Consider the following 19,032-nt stretch of genomic DNA (forward strand, 5'->3'; position numbering starts at 1 on the left):
CGAACGTCGCCGTCTCGAGCACGAGCAGCTCTTCGCGGAGCGCCATGGTGATTCACCTCCTTCCTGGGCGGGTGGGGCCGCCGCCCGGGCAGGCGGCGGAACCTGGGGAGGCAGTACCGGGCTCAGCTGGTACTGCTGCAACTGCAGCTGGAGCATCCGCAGCAGCTCGACGTACTGCAGGACGAACAGCTCGACGTGCTGGTGCTGGAACTGCACCAGCTCGCGGCATCCATGCCGACGTCGGCGATTTCCTCCACCTCGAAGGTGGCGGTCTCCAGCGACAGCAGTTCAGCGGTCAGATCGGTCATCACGACTCCTTCACGGCAGGGGGACGGTCGTCAGCTGCTACTGGTACTGGTGCTGGACGAGCAGCAACCCGAGGTGCTGCAGGACGTGCAGCTGGAACAGGCACAGCTCGAGCTGCACCAACCGAGCGCGTCCTGGCCGAGGTCGCTGATGTCCTCGACCTCGAACGTCGCCGTCTCGAGCACGAGCAGCTCTTCGCAGAGCGCCATGGTGATCACCTCCTCCCGAAGAGCAGGACCCGGACGATCGCGGTAACGCCGACGAGATCAGGCGGAGTCAGGTCAACCGCGGCGGCCCGGCGGCCGGCATCCGCGCCGGCCAGCCTGGAGAGGATCTGGGCGTCGGTGGTGGAGCTGGTCAGGTCGGCTGCCTCGGCGTCCGGGCCGGCTGAGCGTAGGCCGCCGAGGTCGGCGTCCAGGCCTAGTCGGTGGTCGGCGCGGGCGAACGGCGTACCGGCGAGCTGGCGTTCGCCGACCGCGGTGAGGAGCGCCGACTCGGCCGCCGCCACCCAGGAGCTCGCGGCGCGGGCCAGCCGCACCGTTCCCGCTCCGTTGCTGATGGCAACTATTGCGACGGGGACCACGCCTCGCCCCAGCTGGAAGGTGACGCGGTCGCCGGCGGCGGTGAGTTCGCGGACCAGGATCATCAAGCGGCGATACTGCTGTGGATCGAGGGCTCGCTCGATCAGTTCGTCAGGAACAGGCACAACTGTCAGCTCACCGCGCGCCACAGCGGCGACAGCAGCAGCTCCAGCCGCCGCCGCCAGTGCACGAGAAGTCGCCTCGGCAACAGTCGGTGCAGCGGCAAGGCCGCCTAGGTCAGGCTCGAACTCCGCAGCATTCCAGTCCAACGGCCCGGCCAGCACTGCCGCCCGCTCGACAGCCAGCGGCACACCAGTCCCTACCTCAACCGCTGCCGTCGCCACCGGCCGAGCCGGCCCGACACCTAGCCAGGTCTCCAACCGCTCCGGTACTACGTACTCCGCGTCCGACGCCGGCTGAGACAGCAACGAGCAGCGCCTGTGCAGGTTGAGCGCATACCGAACCGCAGCCGCTTCCAGCGCGGCCAACCTCGCCTCCAGCACCGTCTCAACGCCGAACGTCACGAGCGGAGCAGCATCGGCCGCCGGAGCCAGCAGCACCGCCGTCTTCACCGGAATCTGCGGCACCGCATCATCATCAAACCGCCGCATCACCCCAACCGCATCAGCCACCACCGGATCAAACCGCCGGTAAGCACCCTCGACCCCATCTCCTGTGACTGCTGACGTTTCCGGGTTTGAGACCGGCTCGACAGCGGGGTGGGCGATCACGTGCTCGGTGTGGACGGTGAGGCGAGCCGGGTCGACGAGGATGACGGTCTCGTCCAGGTCTGAGGGGATGCTGCTGGAGAGGTGTTTGAAGATTTCGAAGCCGGTGATGTTGAGCAGCATCGTGGCTGCGACTCCGGGGAGTGCGGGTCTGGCCGGTGCGGCCGACGGGCCGGTGACGGCTGCCTGCCAGAGGTCTGCGGTTCCGGGCACTTCGTTGTCGCTCATGCGTAGGAGCGCCGACTGGATCGAGACCGGGCCCTGCCACGGGCCGGCCACCAATTGGTCGCCAACTCTCACAACGGGAAGGAACGCAGTACTGGTTTGTCTTGCTTGCTCGGCGAGGGAGAACAGTTGTCGCGACGGGCCGTCCAGCGCCAGCAGGCAGACCAGATCGGCCTCTTCGGCGTCCAGGGTTGAGGAAGCCCGGACGAAACCCTCGGCGGCAGAGCCGACGCCGTTGGCGGTCAACGCAGTCGCCAGCGTGGCAGTGGCTTCGGGATCCTCGCCGATCACGAGCACCCGGGCGGCCGCCACCCGAGTGAAACCGCTGCCGTCGTCGCCATGATGTTCGAGCAGGGCTACCTGACCAGGGAACTTCGCCCGCGTCTCTTCGTCCACCACGGCACCAGCACCGTCGAGCACGACGCCGCGAGAGGCCAGCGTGGTGAGCAGGGACTTCACCGCTCCGGCGTGCGCCTCCGGGAGTCCGGCAACGATCTCGGTCAGCAAGTTGCTGCCGTCGAGGTGGGGCAGCAGGGCCGACAGGTACCGGTAGGCACCGGCGCCCCGGATGACGAAGGGGCCGTCGGCACCACGGACGTAGACACCGTCGAGCGTCTCCAGGAAGGCCACGTCCTGGCGCATCCGGGGACGGACGAGTTCATCGGGCGGGTTGGTCACGGTCGCTCCTCGGGGCGGAAGGGCAGCGGACAGAGCTGTCAGTCAGGTGATGTCGCGCCGCCGGATCAGTACTGCGGCAGCGGTGGTGCTCACGACGATGTAGGCGACCAGGACGAAACAGGCCGCGGGGGTGCTCAGGTAGTCGACGACGCCGGGAGTCCCGCCGTCGCTCTGGGTCGGCGCACCCATCCCGGCGACCAGCGAGCCACTGGCCGATCCGAGCAGGACGGTGCGGACGGGCTCGATACCGGGCAGGATCCCGGCCAGTCCGGACAGCGCGTTCTCCAGGCCGAGCGTCCACAACAGACCGACGGCCAGGGCGACCGTCGTACCTCGGAAGATCACGCCGAGCGCCGCGCCGACACTCATCCAGGCCGCCGAGATCAACGCCGCCGCGCCGAGCGAACCGGCCAGCGCGCCGATCGACGGCCAGTCGGCCGAGCGTCCCTCGAGCGCGCCGATCACGGCGGAGGCCGCGACCGCGGCGACGGCCGCGGCGAATGCGATCACCGTCGTGGCGATCGCGCCGACGACGAGCTTGGCCAGCAGCACCTGCACCCGGCCCGGCCCTTGGCTGAGCCGTGCGGTCCAGGTGCCCCAGCGGTACTCCGAACCTGTCACCAGGACGCCCAGGATGAGCATGATCGCGCCGCCGAACAAGGGATAGCTGCTCAGCGAGGTGGCGGCGACCGCGTTGGGCAGCAGGATGTCGAGCAACTCGCCCCGGCTCGCGTCGGACGGGTCGAGAACGCTGTAGATGATGTACGGGACGACGAAGGCGAACCCGACCACCATCAGGATCCAGGTGATCCCGACGATCAGCGGGGCCGACCGCTTGCGCATCAACAGGCCTTCGGAGGCGACCGCGTTGATCATGACTCCTCCGCCGGCTCGTCGTCGTGCTTGGTGAGGGCGAAGAAGACGCCTTCCAGCGTCTGGCGCTCGCGCCGGATCTCGTGGACATCGATGCCTGCGGCAACCAATGCGCGCACCAGCCCAGGGATGTCGTCCGGGGCGCCATCGAAGTGCCAGTGCCGATCTCCTGGATCGCCTGTCTCGGCAGGCGTCTGGCCCGTGTACTCCGCGAGCAGCCGGCCGGCCTGGTCGGCCGGGGTCGCCCAGACGTCGAGCGCGACGCTTCCCGGGCGGTCCCTGATCGCGGTCACGGTGTCGTCGGCGATCACCAGACCACGGTCGATCACCACCACCCGGTCGCAGATCTGCTGGACCTCGCCGAGCTGGTGGGAGGAGAACAGGACGGTGGTGCCGGCCGCACCGAGGCTCCGGACGAGCGCACGGATCGAGGCGACGCCTTCGGGGTCGAGGCCGTTGGTCGGCTCGTCCAGGATCAGCAGCGACGGACCACCCAGCAGCGCGGCCGCGACGCCGAGCCGCTGGCCCATGCCGAGGGAGTAGCCGGCGAACCTGTCGTCACCACGATGCCGGAGCTCTACGACTTCGAGGACCCGGTCGACCTCGGCGTCGGACAGTCCCCTGGCTCTGGCCAGTACCTGCAGGTTCGTCCGGCCGGTCAGGTGTGGGATGAACGCGGGGGTCTCGATCAGCGCACCCACCTGGCGCAGCGCTTCCGGCGTACCGGGACGGCGTCCGAGCACGGTCACCGAGCCGTCGTCCGGGCGGACCAGGCCGAGCAGGATCCGCAGCAAAGTCGTCTTCCCGGCGCCGTTGGGGCCGAGCAGTCCGTAGACCTGACCGGGAAGCACTTCCAGACTCACACCGCGCAGCGCAGCGACCTTGCCGAACGCCTTCCGCACACCGCTGACCTGGACGGCGGCGGCAGTGACAGTGTTCTCGGGGCGCGACGGAGCAATCTCGGTGGTCACGAAACCTGCCTTCCGGGTCTGTTGTTGCAGTCAACAGAGGGAACTCACCGAGCACCCTCACGACAACCCCACCAGGCCGTCACGAGCGTCGTCCGAACTCGGCTAATTCGGCTCCCCAGAAGCCGGGCCCTGAGGCTAACAGAACAATTGCCGGACGGCGAGATCATCCTTTCGACTGCTCAGATTCGCTACAGAACGTCAACCAGGCAAGGGAAATCCCAGGAAGATTACCTGCCCGGGGCCAATGAACACACGGTGACAATTTGTCCTTGAAATAGCACCAAAACCATCGTTTTAATCGGAATCCGGCAGGCGTTTCAAATGACCGTTGGCGGCCGGGCCGGGTCGTGTAATCTCGGGCCATGCTGACTGCGCGGCGCGGCCTTGCCACGGCAATCGACTACGCGGCAATGGCCGCACCCCTCGGCCTGCTGGCCGCTCTCACGGCGCTGCGGTACCGCCGGCGACCACTCCCGCAGCCCTCGGCGACCAAGGTCCGGGTGCTGGTCGCGGTGGGGCTGACGATGCCTCTGAGCGCCGTCCTCGCGGCCACCGAAGCGGCCGGTGGATCGCCCGGCAAGCGAGCAATGGGTCTCACGCTGCGTGACGACACGAATGCGGAACCGCCCTCGTACTCCCAGGCTCTGACCCGATCGCTGCTCAAAACGGCGCTGCCCTGGGAACTGGGGCATCAAGCCGTCTGGGAGTTCCGGGCAGACAACACCCGGCGGGGCACCGTGCTCGCCGCGGGCGCCTACCTGGCCCTCGGGCTGCAGGCGGCCGCCATCGTGCGCGGCCGTCGCACCTATCCCGATCACGTCGCCCGTACCCGCGTCACCTCTGCATGACTGTCCTCAGCCCCCGGGCGATCAACCGCGCGACGCTCGCCCGGCAGCTTCTGCTGGAGCGGAGCGACCTGTCCGTTGCGCAGGCCGTTGAGCGACTTGCGGGGATGCAGGGGCAGGAGCCCAAACACCCGTACGTCGGATTGTGGTCGCGGCTTTCCGATTTTGCCGATGCTGATCTGACTGCGGCGGCCGCCGCGCGCGAGGTGGTGCGGGCGACGCTCTTCCGCGGCACCTTGCATCTGGTCACCGCAGAGGACTACTTGCGCTTCCGGACGACGCTCAACCCGGTGCTCGAGGCGGGGCTGAAACTGCTCGGAGACCGGGCCGCGGGGCTGGAGCCCGAGAAGGTGGCCGCTGCAGCTCGGCAGCTCCTGGCGGTGGAGCCGTTGACGTTCACCGAGGTGCGGGACGCTTTGCAGGCGCAGTTCCCGGAGGTGAACTACCGGGCTCTCGGGTTCTGCACGCGCATGATGGTGCCGTTGATCATCTCCCCGGCCGAGACCCGCTGGGGATGGACCGCCAACGCGCGATTCACGCCGGCCGAGCAGTGGATCGGCAAGAAGCTGCGGCGGAGCGCGGCACCCGAGGAGCTGGTCGTCCGATATCTGGAGGCGTTCGGGCCGGCCGGCCCGGCGGACTTCCAGACCTGGTCGGGACTGCCGAGGGCCAAGCAGCTGTTCGACTCGATGGACCTCGAGGTCTTCACCGACGAGAGCGGTAAGACCCTGTACGACGTACCGGGGGCGCCACGCCCCTCCGAGGACACCGTCGCGCCGGTCAGATTCCTGCCTGAGTTCGACAATCTGCTGCTGGCACACGCGAAACGCCAACGAATCATTGCCGATGAGTACCGTCCAGCCGTGTTTACGAAGAATCTGCGGGTGAAGTCGACGTACTTGGTGGACGGACTCGTCGCCGGGATGTGGACGGCGGAGATGAAGCGTGGTGTGGCCACTCTCACGCTGACCCCGTTCGGCCGGACGCTGAAGAAGACGGCGACCGAGCTTGAGCGTGAAGGGACCGCGTTGTTGCGCTTCCTGGAGCCCGATGCGAAGACCTACGAGCTGGTTACGGCCAGTTGATGAGGTTGTTGTCACACGTCGGATGACTGTGCTGGAGCCGCCGCTGCCAGTGGAATAGACAAATGAGCACAGTCCCCATGATCACCCTGGACAACGGCGTCGAGATCCCGCAGCTGGGCCTGGGCGTCTGGCAGGTCGAGGACGGGATCGTCACCGGCGTCGTCGAGGCGGCCTTCGAGGCCGGCTACCGGCACGTCGACACGGCCGCCGTGTACGGCAACGAGCAGGGCGTCGGCCGCGCCATCGCCGCCGCCGGACTGCCGCGCGACGAGCTTTTCGTCACCACCAAACTCTGGAACAGCGACCAGGGGTACGACTCCACCCTGACGGCGTTCGACGCCAGCCTCGAACGGCTCGGCCTCGACCACGTCGACCTGTACCTGATCCACTGGCAGTCGTTGAAGAAGGACAAGTACGTCGAGACCTGGAAGGCGTTCGAGCAGCTGTACGCCGACAAGCGGGTGCGCGCGATCGGCGTCTCGAACTTCCATGTCCCTGCCCTGCAACGGTTGTTCGACGAGACCGGCCTGCGCCCGGCGGTGAACCAGATCGAGCTGCACCCGCAACTGCCGCAGGACGAGCTGCGCGCGTTCAACGCCGAGAACGACATCGTCACGCAGGCGTGGAGCCCGCTCGCCTCGGGTGGGCTGGTCGACGACGCGACGCTGAAGGCGCTCGGAGCCAAGTACGGCAAGACGCCTGCCCAGGTAGCGATCCGCTGGCATCTGCAGCTGGGCAACGTGGTGCTGCCGAAGTCGAAGACGCCGAGCCGGATCGCGGAGAACATCAACGTGTTCGACTTCGCGCTCGACAACGAGGACATGGCCGCGATCGCCGACCTCGAGACGGGCGTTCGTACGGGCGGTGACCCCGACAGCATCGACTGAGGCAGCGCGCGCGGATCGGCGCTGGCTTGTGCGAAGCTGAACCCGTGATCGAAGTACGCAGGTTGCGAGTCCTGCGAGCACTTGCTGACCACGGCACCGTCACCGCGGCCGCCGAGGTCCTCCACCTGACCCCGTCAGCCGTCTCCCAGCAACTGGCCGCCCTCGAATCCGAAGTAGGCCAGGAACTCCTGGAGCGCCGCGGCCGCCGGGTAGCCATCACCTCCGCCGGCCGCCTCCTCCTCACCCACGCCGACACGATCCTCACCGAGGTGGAACGCGCCGAGGACGCCATGCGCCTGCACGCCGACGGCACCACCGGCGAAGTACGGATAGCGGCCTTCTCGACGGCGATCAGCCTCCTGGTGGCGCCTTCCCTCGCCGCTTTGCGAGCCACCAGCCCCGGCCTGCACCTCGCCGTACGAGACGCCGAAGGCCATCAGGCGATCACCCAACTCCTGGACGGCGAAGTGGAGCTGGCCATCGCCGTCGAACACCGCGGCTCACCGCGCCCCGACGACCAACGCCTGACCCGGATCCCCTTGTACGCCGAGCCTTTCGCCGCGATCCTCCCCGCCGGCCACCCCGCGGCCGCGGTCGATCAGGTAGATCTCACCACCCTGGCCGGCGACGACTGGATCATGACGTCAACCGGTAACCCGATCCGCGACGTAGTCCTCCTGGCCTGCGAACAAGCCGGCTTCGCTCCCCGAATCGCCCACTACTCCGACGACTACACAGCAGTAGCCGCCCTAGTGGCCGCCGACGCCGGTGTCTCCCTGGTCCCCCAATTGGCCCTCCCCAACCCCGGCACCGCAGTACTCCGCCCCCTCACGCCCCCAACCCCCACCCGCCGCGTCTACGCCGCAATCCGCGCCGGCCGTGCCGATCACCCCCTGATCAGGGCCACCATCGACACCCTCCGCAAAACTGCCGCCGCGCTACCGCTGGGCTAGCCCGGCCAGCAATCCCCGCACCTCGTCAGCCTGCGGATCGGCGATCCGCTCGTACAAGGCGATCGCCTTCTCCCACTCCAGGCGTGCCTCGGCAACCATCCCGAGTTCGGCCAATGCCCTGCCCCGCTGATGCCGCGGTCTCGCCTCTTGATGTTCTTGCGGGTGGCGAACCGCGATTGCCACAGCTTCGGCCAGGACGTCACAGGACTTCGAGTAGTCTCCCGTCTCGAACCAAGTCACCCCGATCTCGGTGATCGCAGTCCCTTCCAGAGCCTCGGTCTTCGCTCCCCGGGCTAGTTCAATTGCACTGTTCAAGGCCGTCAACGCAGCCTTGTGCTGACCGCTTTCCCGAAGGGAAACGCCGATCAGCCGCCAGCCAAGAGCAGCACTGACCGGCCTAGTCGCCAGCAAGAGCTCGATCGCCCGGGCGAACATCGCCTGCTGACGCGCCAGGTCGCCCATTTGACCGGCCAGGATTCCGACCGCGAGGTTGGCGCCGGCCTCGTTCGTCGATGCGCCGGTATCGACGACGAGACTGAGCGCCTCTTCCGCATAGCGGAGGCCTTCGGCAGCTCGCCCGTCAAACCCCAGGTTTTCCGCAAGGTCGACGAGCGACGCCGACAGCCGAGTCGGCTCGCCGATCGCGCGTGCGAGTGGCAGCTCCTGTTCGCCCCAGGTCAAGGACTCTCTGATGAGGCCGAGAGCACCGCTGACGGAAGACATCTGGTAGAGGCGTCCTTGCTCGAGGCTGATGTCCAGCTCGACCGGAAGCGTCACGACCGCCGACATCGCGTCATAGGCCTCGGCGAAACGCATCAGAGTGCGGGCCAGTCGCGGCATCCCCAGGGCAAGGCGAACGGCAGCCAGGCGTTCGGCCTCATCGCCTGCAGCAGCCGCCCGAACCAACCTGACCAGGTTGGCAAGCTCGCCCTCCAGCCAGCTGAGTACCTGACCTGGATCGGTCTGATCCGCGGCCTCGGCCGACCATGAGGTCGCGGTCCAGGAGCCATAGAGATCCACGACCCCCAGCAACTCGGCGTAGCGCCACAGCATGGCGAGATAGCACTCCAGCTCGCGATGGAAGGCGTCGGCCAGGGCAGCCTCGCTCAGAACTGTGCGGGCGAGGTCACGACCGACATCCCGGACCAGGTCATGCAGGTGGTAGCGATAGGGGGAGCGAGTCTCCAGCAGATGGAGGTCGACCAGGCGTTCGAGCAGGTCCTCGGTGTCGTCCATCGACCTACCGAGGACCTTGGCCGCAGCCCGGAGCGGGAACCAGTCACCGTCGAAGCACGCAAGCAGCGGGAAGGTCTCGGCTGCCGCGACATCGACTGCATTGCCGACAGACAGAGCTGCCAGCGACACTGCGACGCTGCGGTTCACGACGCGACCTGAGCCGGTCAGCGCATCCAAACGACCGGAGTCATCCGCCAGCGTTGCGGCCAGTTGCAGAAACCCGGCTGCAGTCTTGCTGCTGTGGCCACCTGCAATGCGAATGGCCAGCGGAAGAAGTCCGCACCTCCGGACGACTTGTAGCGCCGCCGCCGGGTTCTGATTGACCAAGGCAGACCCCACGACCTCGCCGAGGAGTGCGATGGCTTCGGGCTCCGGCAGGACGTCGAGGTCGAGGTGACGGGCTCCCGGCAGTTCGAACAGGCGTTGTCTGCTCGTGATGACGACCGCCGAACTCGACGTCCCGGGGATCAACGGGACGACTTGGGCGGCGCCGGCAGCGTCGTCGAGGACGATCAGCATCCGCCGACCGGCGAGAGCAGTCCGGTAATGCTTCGCAAGGACCTGCACGTCCGTGGTCCCGACCGGCTGGACTCCGAGCGATTGGAGCAACGCCAGCAGAGCATCCGCAGTACTCCGTGGCTCACTGCCGCCTCGGAGGTTCACGTAGAGCTGGCCGTCTGGGAACTCGTCGGCGACTTGGCGAGCGGCCTCAACTGCCAAAGTGGTCTTGCCGACTCCGCCCATCCCCGAGATCGCGACAACGACCACCGCCGGCGCAACGGCGAGAGGTATGCCCAGTACCTCGATCAGCTGGGCGAGTTGCTCGGTGCGTCCGGTGAAGTCGGCGATCCCCGCGGGGACCTGGCGCGGAATCCCAAGGTGATCGGTGACACTTGGCCGTCGCGCCGCCACCTCGAGCAACTGGATCTCATCAGCCGAAAGCTCAAGCGCTGCGGCCAACTGATCGAGCGTGGTCCGCCGGGGATACCTACGCTGACCACCTTCCAGGACCCGGATCGCCCGCGCACTCAACCCCGCCGCTTCGGCCAACGCCTCCTGAGTCAGCTTGGCCCGCACCCGAAACCGCCGAAGCAGCTCAGCCACGCCGGCACTCGATCTCCCCGCCGAACTCGTCGAACTCATGCGATCCCACCCCGGTCCGCCGGGTCTTCGCCGCCACTCGCCGGGCCTGGATCGACCACCCCCTCATCGCTGCGACCACCGCGGCCCTCCTCAAGACCGCCACCACCCTCCCGGTCACCTTCTAGCCCTGCCAGGAGTTCTACAACTTCTTCGGTCCGGTGATCGGCCGTTTGCCGGTACTTCGTCAGCGCCTGCTTCCATTCGCGACGGGCTTCAGCCGGCCGGCCGAGGCCCGCGAAGGCCCGGCCCAGGTAGTGCCGCAACGGCGGCTCGCGATAGTCAGATGGGAATCGCAGGGCGATCTCCAGTCCGGATGCCAGCGCTTCGTGGGCTTTCGGCCAGTCGCCGAGCTCCAGGTAGGTACAGCCGAGTTCTCTGAGGAGGTCCGCCTCGGTGATCTCGAGCTTCGCCGCCCGGGCGTCTGCCAGCGCGCCGTTCAACACCTCCAACGACGCTTCGTACTGTCCCGCCTCCTGCAAGGAGCGTCCGATCAGAGAGCGATGTGCGGCCGACGGTCCGAGCGCCGACCGTGACGGCATCAGGGAGATTGCCCGATCGAAGGCTGCTCGTTGCCGCTCCAGGTCACCGAGCCAGCCCGCCAGCGCGCCGACGGCCACGTTGGCGCCGACCTCGAACCGGTGAATCCGGTGGCGTTCGATGAGGGCGAGCGCCTCCTCCGCGTAGGGCATCCCCTCCGCCGACCGTCCAGCTCGGCCCAGGCCATACCCCAGATCGATCAGGCAAACCGTCAGCAGAGTCGGGTCCTCCAGCTTTCTGGCCAGAGGCAACGCCTCTCCCTTCCAGGGGACTGAGGCCTCGTACAGTCCGAGACTCGCTTCCATGAACCCCATCTGATAGAGCCGCCCGGCCTCGAGGCGCGGGTCCAGCTCGACAGGAATTCGCACGACTGTCCTCGCGGCTGTATACGCTTCGCCGAAGCGCATCAGAGCCGTCGAGATCCGTGGCATGCCAAGCGCCATCCGCACCGCCGTCAGTCGCTCGGCCGCGTCACCGCCGGCCGCCACCCGGATGAGCCGGACGAGATTGGGCAGCTCGTCCCGGAGCCAGCTGACCACTTCCTCGCGGTCGATCAGGTCTTCGGCGCCGGCGGACCAAGGTCGCTCGCCCCGTGCGCCGTACAGGTCGGGGTAGTCGACCATCTCGCCCAAGCGCGACAACACGCCCAGGTAGCAGGTCAGCTCCCGCTCGTGGATCTCGGCCAGCTCGGAGTCGCTGAGCTCGGTACGGGCGAGGGCGCGGCCGACGTCGCGGACCAGGTCGTGCATCCGGTAGAGCTGAGGAGCCGGAGTCTCCAGGAGATGGATGTCGACCAGGCGTTCCAGCATCGCCTCTGTTGTGTCGAGGGACTTGCCGAGGATCTTGGCCGCTGCCCGGAGGGGGAAATGATCGCCGTCGAAAAGTGCGAGCCTCGGAAAGGCTTTCGCGGTTGCTTCATCCTCTGGGTGGTCGTTGCGTTCTAGTTGGACGAGTGAGACCAGGATGCTGCGGCTCACTCCCGCACCCGGGCCGGTCAGCAGTGCTCGCCGGTCGCCCTCCTCGGTGAGCTGGGCTACCAGGCCCTGCAGACCTTTGGCGGTACGGCCGGACTGGCCCGCGATCCGGATCGCCAGCGGCAGGAACCCGCAACGGCTAACCACCTCGCGTGCGGCGTCGGGTTCCTCGATGACGCGGTGGTGGCCGGCGACCTCTCCGAGCAGCTGTAGCGCTTCGGGTTCCGTCAGCACGTCGAGGTCGAGCCGTCGGACGCCTGGCAAGGCGGCCAGTTGCTGTCGGCTGGTGATCACGACTGCAGTTCCCGGCGTACCGGGCATCAGAAGGCGTACCTGGTCAACGCTCGTCGCGTCGTCCAGGAGCAACAGCACTCGTCGGCCGGCCAGCGCCGATCGGTACCGGGCTGCTGTCTCTTCCAGATCGTCAGTTCCAGTCGGCGGTACTCCGAGCGCCTGCAGCAGCATGCGGAGTGCGTCCGCAGTACTGAGCGGCTTCGCGCTGCCACCATGCAGATTCACCGAGAACTGGCCGTCGGGGAACTCGTCCACCACTTGCTGAGCGGCCTGCGCCGCGAGCGTCGTCTTGCCGATCCCACCCATCCCACCGATCGCCGAGATGACGACGCCAGGCGAGGCCGCGTACGGCGAACGCAGCAGCTGAACCAACTCGTCCAGCTGGCTGGACCGGCCGGTGAAGTCGGCGATCGGCGCCGGGAGCTGAAGGCTGCCCGCAACCGGACGACGGGCAGCTCGCTCGAAGAGCTGCGACTCGTCCTCCGAGAGATCGAGCGCCTTGGCGAGCACTGCGATCGTGGTCGGCCGCGGCTGGCGCCTGCGCCCTCCCTCGAGAGCGCCGATCGCCTCCGTGCTCAGACCGGTGACTGCGGCGAGAGCCTCCTGGGTGAGGCCGGATCGCGCGCGGAAGCGACGCAGCAGGCGGGCGAGATCAGTGGTCGGGGCGGCGGGCATGACGAGCTTGGCTCCAAGGCGTCAGGGGCGGGTGTCGTCGTACGTAGTACGAGCCTCGAGAACATCATCGACCTTGGACTCGACCCAGTGGGCCAGGGCGTGGACCTGGGCGGCGACGTCCTGGCCCAGTGGGGTGAGGGAGTAGTCGACGCGGGGTGGGATGACGGGCTTGGCGTCGCGGTGGACGAAGCCGTCGCGTTCGAGGGCCTGGAGGGTTTGGGCGAGCATCTTCTCGCTGACGCCACCGACGTGCCGGCGCAGCTCGCTGAAACGGTACGACCGCTCCAGCAAGGCGGCCAGTACGAGCACGCCCCAGCGGCTGGTGACGTGTTCGAGGATGCCGCGGGACGGGCAGTCGACCCGGTTGACGTTCGGCACGAAGGTGTCGGTCACGGCGGCTCGCCTTTCCTATGCTTACCTGAAGATTAGTACCTTACTTCAAGGTTGGTACTTCTGTGAAGACAGTACCCATCATATAGTTAGTGCCAGACAATCTTCTACTCCCTGGAGCACTTCACTATGAGCATCGTCATCACCGGCGCCACCGGCCAGCTCGGCCGCCTCGTCATCGCCGACCTGCTGGCCGCGGGCGTACCGGCCGACGGCATCACCGCCGTCGCCCGCACCAAGGAGAAGGCCGCCGACCTCGCGGCCCAGGGCGTCAAGATCGCTATCGCCGACTACGACGAGCCGGCCTCCTTCGCCGACGTCTTCAGCGCCGGCGACCGCGTCCTGCTGATCTCCGGCAGCGAGCCCGGCCGCCGCATCCCCCAGCACACCGCCGTCATCGACGCAGCCAAGACGGCCGGCGTCGCCCAACTCGCCTACACCGGCATCTTCGGCGGCCCGAACAACAAGATGCTGCTCGGCGCGGACCACCAGGCCACCGAGCAGCTCATCCTCGACTCGGGCGTCCCGTCCACGTTCCTCCGCAACAACTGGTACTCCGAACTGGCCGTCCGCGACATCCCCGCCGCCATCGAATCCGGCGCGATCGTCAACGCCGCCGGCCCCGAAGCCCGTCTTGCCACGGCCACTCGCGAGGACTATGCCGCCGCTGCGGCCGTAGTACTGACCACCGACAGCCACCTCGACCAGGCCTACGACCTGGGCGGCGACGAGGCCTGGAGCTTCGCCGAATTCGCCGCCGAACTCTCCCGCCAGACGGGCAAGCCCGTGGTCCACCAGGTCATCTCCCACGACGACCTGCTGGCCGGCCTGCTCTCCGCCGGGATCCCCGAAGCCTTCGCCGAGGTCCTCGCCGACATCGACACCCAAACCACCGCCGGCGCCCTCAGCGCGACTCCGAACACCCTCTCCCAGCTGATCGGTCGCCCGACCACCCCGATCGCCACCACCATCACCAAGCTGCTCAGCTAGCGGCCGGCAGGTGGGCGACGGCTGAGCGGGTGATGCGTTCGAAGTTGGCGGGTTTGATGCCGGGGCCCATCTCCCCGAAGGCCAGGACGCTGATCAGGTTGCCCTTGAGGGTGACGGCGTAGGGGAAGCCGCCGTCCTCGCTGCCAGGATCCGAGGGAAGCGGGTAGTCGTACCAGCGGAGGATCTGGGTTGCGTCACCGAGAGGCAGGGCGCGGTTCTCGGTGATCTTGCGGGCGTGGGTGGCGGCCGGGACGGCGGCCTTGCAGGACTTGAGAGTTTTCAGGATCTTGTCGTACGCCGAGCGCGCGGCCTTCGCATCGGAGTACCGGGTGAGCCATTGGCCGCCGGAGGCGTCGAGGTCAGTGGTGAAGTTGCGGCTGAGGCTGCCGAGCGGGTTGTCGCCGCGGGTCGAGCCGCGGCCGCAGATCGGCGTACTGGCGGAACCGCCGGTGGCGATCCAGCCGCGCTTCGGGTCGGCCTTGGCCAGCTCGGGGCCGGTGAGCAGCATCGCGGTGGTCAGCCTGACGGGCTTGCTGGGTGAGGGAGTCGGCGCGTTGGTCGGGCCCGGCGTCGGGTTGCCGCTCGGTTTGGTCGAAGGCTTGGGCGGGAGCGGGCTGGGGGGCTGCGGCGTCGTTGGTATGCCGCTGGTGACGACCTTCGCCGTCGGCGTACCGGCCGGTGCGCCGTTCCCGGACGGCTTGGTGTCGTTGCCGCAGGCCACTAAAAGGAGGGCCATCGTCGCCACCGAGGCCAGGTGTGCGTGTTTGCGTCCCCGTACGGACATGTTCCGACCCACCTTCTCGCCGACGAACCCTGTGCTGTGATGGACGCTAGCGAGAACGCTTTGGTTGCCGGGGGATTTACCGGGTCAGGCGCGGCGGCGGCCGTCCAGGCCGATGGTGGACAGCCGGGCGATCAGGGTCCGCGGGATGTAGCGGGCCGCGGCGGAGATCAGCTTGTAGCGCCGGGACGGGATCGAGATCGACTTGCCGGCCATCAGGTCGGCCCAGGCCGCGTCGACCAGGTCCACCGCGTCGAGCCACATGAACGACGGGATGATCGTCTTGTCCATCTCCATCCGCTCGTGGAACTCGGTGTGCACGAACCCCGGGCACAACGCCATCACCGCGACCCCGCGCGAGTGCAGCTCGATCGCGAGCCCGGCGGAGAAGTTGGTCACCCAGGACTTGTGCGCGCTGTAACTGCCGCGCTGCAAGAAGCCCGCCACCGACGAGACGTTGACGACTGCCCCGGAACCACGCTCGATCATCGGCAGGACGGCGGCGTGGGTGAGTCGCAGTACGACGCGGACGAGCAGGTCGAACTGCTTCTCCTCGACCTCGATCGTGTTCGCCCAGAAGGGTTTCTTCTGCCCGAAGCCGGCGTTGTTCACCAGTACTTCGATCGGCCCGGTGCGGAAGCGTTCCTCGACGACGGCGAGCTGGCCGGGCTCGGTCAGATCCGCCGCGATCACCTCGCAGGCGACGCCGTGCAACGCGGTCAGCTCGGCGGCGACCTCCTTCAGCCGCGCCTCGTCGCGCGCGACCAGCACCAGGTCGTAGCCCTCGATCGCGAGCTTGTCCGCGAAGGCCCGCCCGATCCCGGCGGTGGGTCCAGTGATGAGCGCGGTCGCCACAGCTTCAGTCCTCCCGTCGATGACGAGGCCCAGTCTGTCACTAGCGTGGTGGGATGTTCGCGGATGTCGACACCTGGGTGCTGGACCTCGACGACACCTTGTACGCACCGGGCAGTGGGCTGGCCGAGCAGATGCAGTCGCGGATCCGCGGCTACCTCAGCGAGCACTTCGGTACCGACGAGGCCGGCGCCCGCCGGATCCAGGCCGAGCTGATCGCCGCCCACGGCACCACGCTGCGCGGGCTGATGACGACCGAGGGCCTCGACGCCCACGAAGTACTGGCCTTCGAGCAGCGCCTCGACTACTCGGTACTCCGCCCTGACGCGTTGCTGGTCGAGGCGATCGCGGCGCTGCCCGGACGCAAGTTCGTCTTCACCAACGGATCGGCGTACCACGCGGAGCAGGCCCTCCCCCGGCTCGGGCTGGGGCAGCACTTCGACGGCGTGTTCGACATCCTGGCCGGTCAGCTGATCCCGAAGCCGTACCCGGAGAGCTATCGGCGGTTCGTCGAGCAGTTCTCCATCGACCCCACGCGCGCCGCGTTCTTCGACGACCTGGCCGTCAACCTGACGGTGCCGGAAGAGCTCGGGATGGCGACGATTCACGTCGGCGGCGAGGCGGCGCCCGGTACCGCGGAACCTGATCGGGACGACGAGGCGGGGCAGAGCTGGTACGAGGTGATCGGACCGCGACGGTGGCGGGTCTGGAACCTCCCAGCCTTCCTCCACGCCCTGACAACGGCTGAGGGTTTGCGCTGACATCTGATGAGTTGGGTCTCGCAAAGCCGGTCGATCACGGTTTGACGGTGCTCTGGCCGCAAGTGGTCTGAGGACTTACTCTCTGAGGGGTGTTCTCACAGGGGAGGTGCTGATGGCAGCGACGGACAAGGCGCTGGCCGGTCTGCGGCAGATGATCGCGTCCGGCGAGCTCGGGCCCGGCGAGAAGTTCCCGCCTGAGCCCGAGCTCTGCGACCACCTCGGGGTCTCCCGCAGCTCCCTGCGCGAGGCGGCTCGCTCGCTCGCGGCGCTGGGCGTGATCGAGTCGCGGCACGGCTCGGGCACCTACGTCTCCGCACTGGACCCGGCCGAGATCATCAGCCGGTTCTCGCTCTCGGTCGAGCTGATCCCGCTCGAAGGGGTTCTGCAGCTGCTCGAAGTACGCCGCGTCCTCGAGGCGCACGCGACCGCGGCGGCCGCGGCCCGGCAGGATCCGTCGCTGGGCGAGCAGTTGGGCGACATCCTCGACCGGCTGGAGGCGACCACCGACGCGGCGGAGATCCAGGCGCTGGACGCGGAGTTCCACGGCGCGATCTGTACTGCGGGCGGCAATCCGACGGTGACCGCGCTGACCGGGGTGATCCGCGGCCGCGGCGGGCACTACCGGATCTTCGAGCCGGGCGCGGACTTCGACGCGATCAAGCAGGCCAGCGACCGGGGCCACCGCGCGATCCTCGCCGCCATCACCCACCGCGACCCAGCCGCAGCCGCCACCGCCGCCTCCGCCCACATCGCCCAGACCGAACTCTGGCTCCGCGCCCTCCGTCCGGATCCACAAGTCCTGCTTCCGGACGTCGAGAAGGCAGCGCCCGCTTCGTCCTAGTTACACAGCGGCCACGACAGGTTGCGCGACGAAAGGAGAACCACCATGGCGATTCAGCGGATGGACAACGTCGGCATTGTCGTCGGCGACCTCGAGGCCGCGATTGCGTTCTTCCGGGAACTCGGGATGGAACTGGAGGGTCAGGCGCAGATCGAGGGCGCTTGGGCTGACCGCACCGTCGGACTGGACGGCATCCGATGCGAAATCGCGATGATGCGGACCCCGGACGGCCACAGCCGGCTCGAGCTGGCGAAGTACCAGACCCCCGCGGCGATCGACGCCGGGCCGCGGAACCCGCCACACAACACGCTGGGCATGCATCGCGTCATGTTCGCCGTCGACGACATCGAGGACGTCGTCGCCCGCCTGCGCACTCACGGCGCCGAACTCGTCGGCGAGCTGGCCCAGTACGAGGACAGCTACCGGCTCTGCTATCTCCGCGGCCCCGAGGGGATCATCGTCGCACTCGCCGAGCAGCTCAGCTAGGCGAGAGCGATGGCGACGATGCCGGCTAGTACTACGGCGCTGCCGAGTAGGCGTCGGCGGGCGCCGGGCTCGCCGAGGACCAGCCAGGCGGCCAGTCCACTGAGGACGATGCTCACTTCGCGGGCGGGGGCGACGAGGCTGACCGGTGCCAGGCGCATCGCGAACAGGACCATCAGGTAGGCGATCGGCGAGAGCAGGGCGACGATGCAGACCTCGCGCCAGTTCTCCTTCCAGAGCAGGCGTAGCTGGTCCTGGTTGCGGAGCACCTTCGGCGTGAGTATCGCGCTCTGCAGGATGGAGCCGCTGGCGAAGTAGATGATCGGCGGCACAGCGAGAGTCGTCACGGAGTACGCGTCCCAGAGGGTGTAGCCGGCGATCAGCGCGCCGGTCGCTACGCCGTACAGGACGCCCGCTCGGACAGCTGGACGGCGGGCGAGTTTGGCGCCACCGGTGCTGATGGTGAGGACTCCGATGATGATCAGCCCCGCACCCGCGAGGCCGACGGGTCCTGGGCGCTCGTTCAGTAGGAGCACAGCCAGTAGTACTGACAGCAGTGGGCCGGTCCCCCGCGCGACCGGGTAGACGACGGACAGGTCGCCTACGTCGTACCCGCGTTGCAGGACGATCCCGTAGGCCACATGTAGTACCGCGGTGATGGCAGCGGCGAGTAGCCAGTTCCAGTGCGGCCGCGCGTCCGTCGTGAGCAAGCTGATGACCAGCGCCGGGAGCAGTAGAACGGCGGCGGCCGTGTAGTAGGCCCAGACGAAGGTCGCGCCGCCATGGCGGACTCGTTTCGCGGCGAAGTTCCACCCGGTGTGCAGGACGGCGGCGGTCAGGACGAGGGACAGAGCGTGGATATTCAAGGCGTGTCATCGTATCGAGTCGCGGGTCTTGCGCGGAATTTTCTTTCATCTGTCGGGATCTTGCAGAGAAACGTCGT

At 67.9% G+C, this 19,032-nt stretch carries 19 protein-coding genes; 8 read left to right on the forward strand and 11 right to left on the reverse strand.

Translation table 11 applies throughout. The features are described from left to right. Positions 1-122 precede the first annotated feature (122 nt). Genes G3I17_RS30775 through G3I17_RS30790 form a run of 5 tightly spaced genes read right to left on the reverse strand, consistent with a single transcriptional unit; the run spans position 123 to position 4,362 of the window. Positions 123-308 (reverse strand): hypothetical protein, encoded by a 186-nt coding sequence (locus G3I17_RS30775; protein WP_164601134.1) that lies wholly within the window; start codon positions 306-308, stop codon positions 123-125. Positions 309-338: 30 nt separating this feature from the next. Then, positions 339-515, reverse strand: a complete 177-nt coding sequence (locus tag G3I17_RS40105) for a hypothetical protein (RefSeq protein ID WP_203590991.1) — start codon at positions 513-515, stop codon at positions 339-341. A 5-nt stretch (positions 516-520) separates the two neighbouring features. Continuing rightward, entirely contained in the window at positions 521-2,518 is a 1,998-nt protein-coding gene (locus G3I17_RS30780) for a hypothetical protein (protein ID WP_164601135.1), read from the reverse strand. Between the two features lie 42 nt (positions 2,519-2,560). Further along, the gene (locus G3I17_RS30785) at positions 2,561-3,394 is read right to left on the reverse strand and encodes an ABC transporter permease subunit (protein ID WP_164601136.1); all 834 of its coding nucleotides are present in this window, start codon (positions 3,392-3,394) and stop codon (positions 2,561-2,563) included. Further along, a complete protein-coding gene (locus G3I17_RS30790; RefSeq protein WP_203590992.1) occupies positions 3,391-4,362 on the reverse strand; it encodes an ABC transporter ATP-binding protein in 972 nt (323 codons plus the stop codon). The genes G3I17_RS30785 and G3I17_RS30790 overlap by 4 nt, the downstream gene beginning before the upstream one ends. A gap of 362 nt (positions 4,363-4,724) precedes the next feature. Here G3I17_RS30790 and G3I17_RS30795 point away from each other — a divergent pair, with 362 nt between their 5' ends. The 4 genes from G3I17_RS30795 to G3I17_RS30810 all read left to right on the forward strand — a co-directional run bounded on the left by G3I17_RS30795 (position 4,725) and on the right by G3I17_RS30810 (position 8,132). Beyond that, the gene (locus G3I17_RS30795; protein WP_164601137.1) at positions 4,725-5,210 is read left to right on the forward strand and encodes an RDD family protein; all 486 of its coding nucleotides are present in this window, start codon (positions 4,725-4,727) and stop codon (positions 5,208-5,210) included. Further along, positions 5,207-6,292 (forward strand): winged helix DNA-binding domain-containing protein, encoded by a 1,086-nt coding sequence (locus G3I17_RS30800; RefSeq protein ID WP_164601138.1) that lies wholly within the window; start codon positions 5,207-5,209, stop codon positions 6,290-6,292. The genes G3I17_RS30795 and G3I17_RS30800 overlap by 4 nt, the downstream gene beginning before the upstream one ends. A 62-nt stretch (positions 6,293-6,354) precedes the next feature. Beyond that, positions 6,355-7,179, forward strand: coding sequence for an aldo/keto reductase (locus G3I17_RS30805; protein ID WP_164601139.1), 825 nt, complete (start codon positions 6,355-6,357; stop codon positions 7,177-7,179). A gap of 44 nt (positions 7,180-7,223) precedes the next feature. Continuing rightward, positions 7,224-8,132, forward strand: a complete 909-nt coding sequence (locus G3I17_RS30810; RefSeq protein ID WP_164601140.1) for a LysR family transcriptional regulator — start codon at positions 7,224-7,226, stop codon at positions 8,130-8,132. Here G3I17_RS30810 and G3I17_RS30815 read toward each other — a convergent pair. The 3 genes from G3I17_RS30815 to G3I17_RS30825 are packed head-to-tail and all read right to left on the reverse strand — an operon-like array spanning position 8,118 to position 13,384. Further along, positions 8,118-10,472, reverse strand: a complete 2,355-nt coding sequence (locus G3I17_RS30815; protein WP_164601141.1) for a helix-turn-helix domain-containing protein — start codon at positions 10,470-10,472, stop codon at positions 8,118-8,120. The two genes, G3I17_RS30810 and G3I17_RS30815, sit on opposite strands and share 15 nt — an antisense overlap. Before the next feature lie 35 nt (positions 10,473-10,507). Next, positions 10,508-12,991, reverse strand: coding sequence for a helix-turn-helix domain-containing protein (locus tag G3I17_RS30820; protein WP_164601142.1), 2,484 nt, complete (start codon positions 12,989-12,991; stop codon positions 10,508-10,510). A 21-nt stretch (positions 12,992-13,012) separates the two neighbouring features. After that, complete coding sequence (locus tag G3I17_RS30825; RefSeq protein WP_164601143.1) at positions 13,013-13,384, reverse strand: helix-turn-helix domain-containing protein; 372 nt, start codon at positions 13,382-13,384, stop codon at positions 13,013-13,015. A gap of 126 nt (positions 13,385-13,510) precedes the next feature. On the opposite strand from G3I17_RS30825, the gene G3I17_RS30830 reads away from it, so the two are divergent. After that, entirely contained in the window at positions 13,511-14,371 is an 861-nt protein-coding gene (locus tag G3I17_RS30830) for an SDR family oxidoreductase (RefSeq protein ID WP_164601144.1), read from the forward strand. Here the strand turns inward: G3I17_RS30830 and G3I17_RS30835 are convergent. Both G3I17_RS30835 and G3I17_RS30840 read right to left on the reverse strand, forming a co-directional pair. Then, the gene (locus G3I17_RS30835; RefSeq protein WP_164601145.1) at positions 14,364-15,155 is read right to left on the reverse strand and encodes a hypothetical protein; all 792 of its coding nucleotides are present in this window, start codon (positions 15,153-15,155) and stop codon (positions 14,364-14,366) included. The two genes, G3I17_RS30830 and G3I17_RS30835, sit on opposite strands and share 8 nt — an antisense overlap. An 84-nt stretch (positions 15,156-15,239) precedes the next feature. Continuing rightward, entirely contained in the window at positions 15,240-16,007 is a 768-nt protein-coding gene (locus G3I17_RS30840) for an SDR family oxidoreductase (RefSeq protein ID WP_164601146.1), read from the reverse strand. A 53-nt stretch (positions 16,008-16,060) separates the two neighbouring features. Between G3I17_RS30840 and G3I17_RS30845 the strand changes: the two genes are divergently transcribed. The 3 genes from G3I17_RS30845 (at position 16,061) to G3I17_RS30855 (ending at position 18,092) form a co-directional block, all read left to right on the forward strand. Next, positions 16,061-16,765 carry a pyrimidine 5'-nucleotidase gene (locus G3I17_RS30845; RefSeq protein WP_164601147.1) on the forward strand — a complete coding sequence of 235 codons (705 nt, stop codon included), beginning with the start codon at positions 16,061-16,063 and terminating at the stop codon, positions 16,763-16,765. A gap of 112 nt (positions 16,766-16,877) precedes the next feature. Then, the gene (locus G3I17_RS30850) at positions 16,878-17,606 is read left to right on the forward strand and encodes an FCD domain-containing protein (RefSeq protein WP_164601148.1); all 729 of its coding nucleotides are present in this window, start codon (positions 16,878-16,880) and stop codon (positions 17,604-17,606) included. Between the two features lie 45 nt (positions 17,607-17,651). After that, complete coding sequence (locus G3I17_RS30855; protein ID WP_164601149.1) at positions 17,652-18,092, forward strand: VOC family protein; 441 nt, start codon at positions 17,652-17,654, stop codon at positions 18,090-18,092. Here the strand turns inward: G3I17_RS30855 and G3I17_RS30860 are convergent. After that, a complete protein-coding gene (locus tag G3I17_RS30860) occupies positions 18,089-18,955 on the reverse strand; it encodes a DMT family transporter (protein ID WP_164601150.1) in 867 nt (288 codons plus the stop codon). The genes G3I17_RS30855 and G3I17_RS30860 overlap by 4 nt on opposite strands. Between the last annotated feature and the right edge of the window lie 77 nt (positions 18,956-19,032).

This window comes from Streptomyces sp. SID13031 (assembly GCF_010548305.1).
Classification (GTDB): Bacteria; Actinomycetota; Actinomycetes; order Propionibacteriales; family Kribbellaceae; genus Kribbella.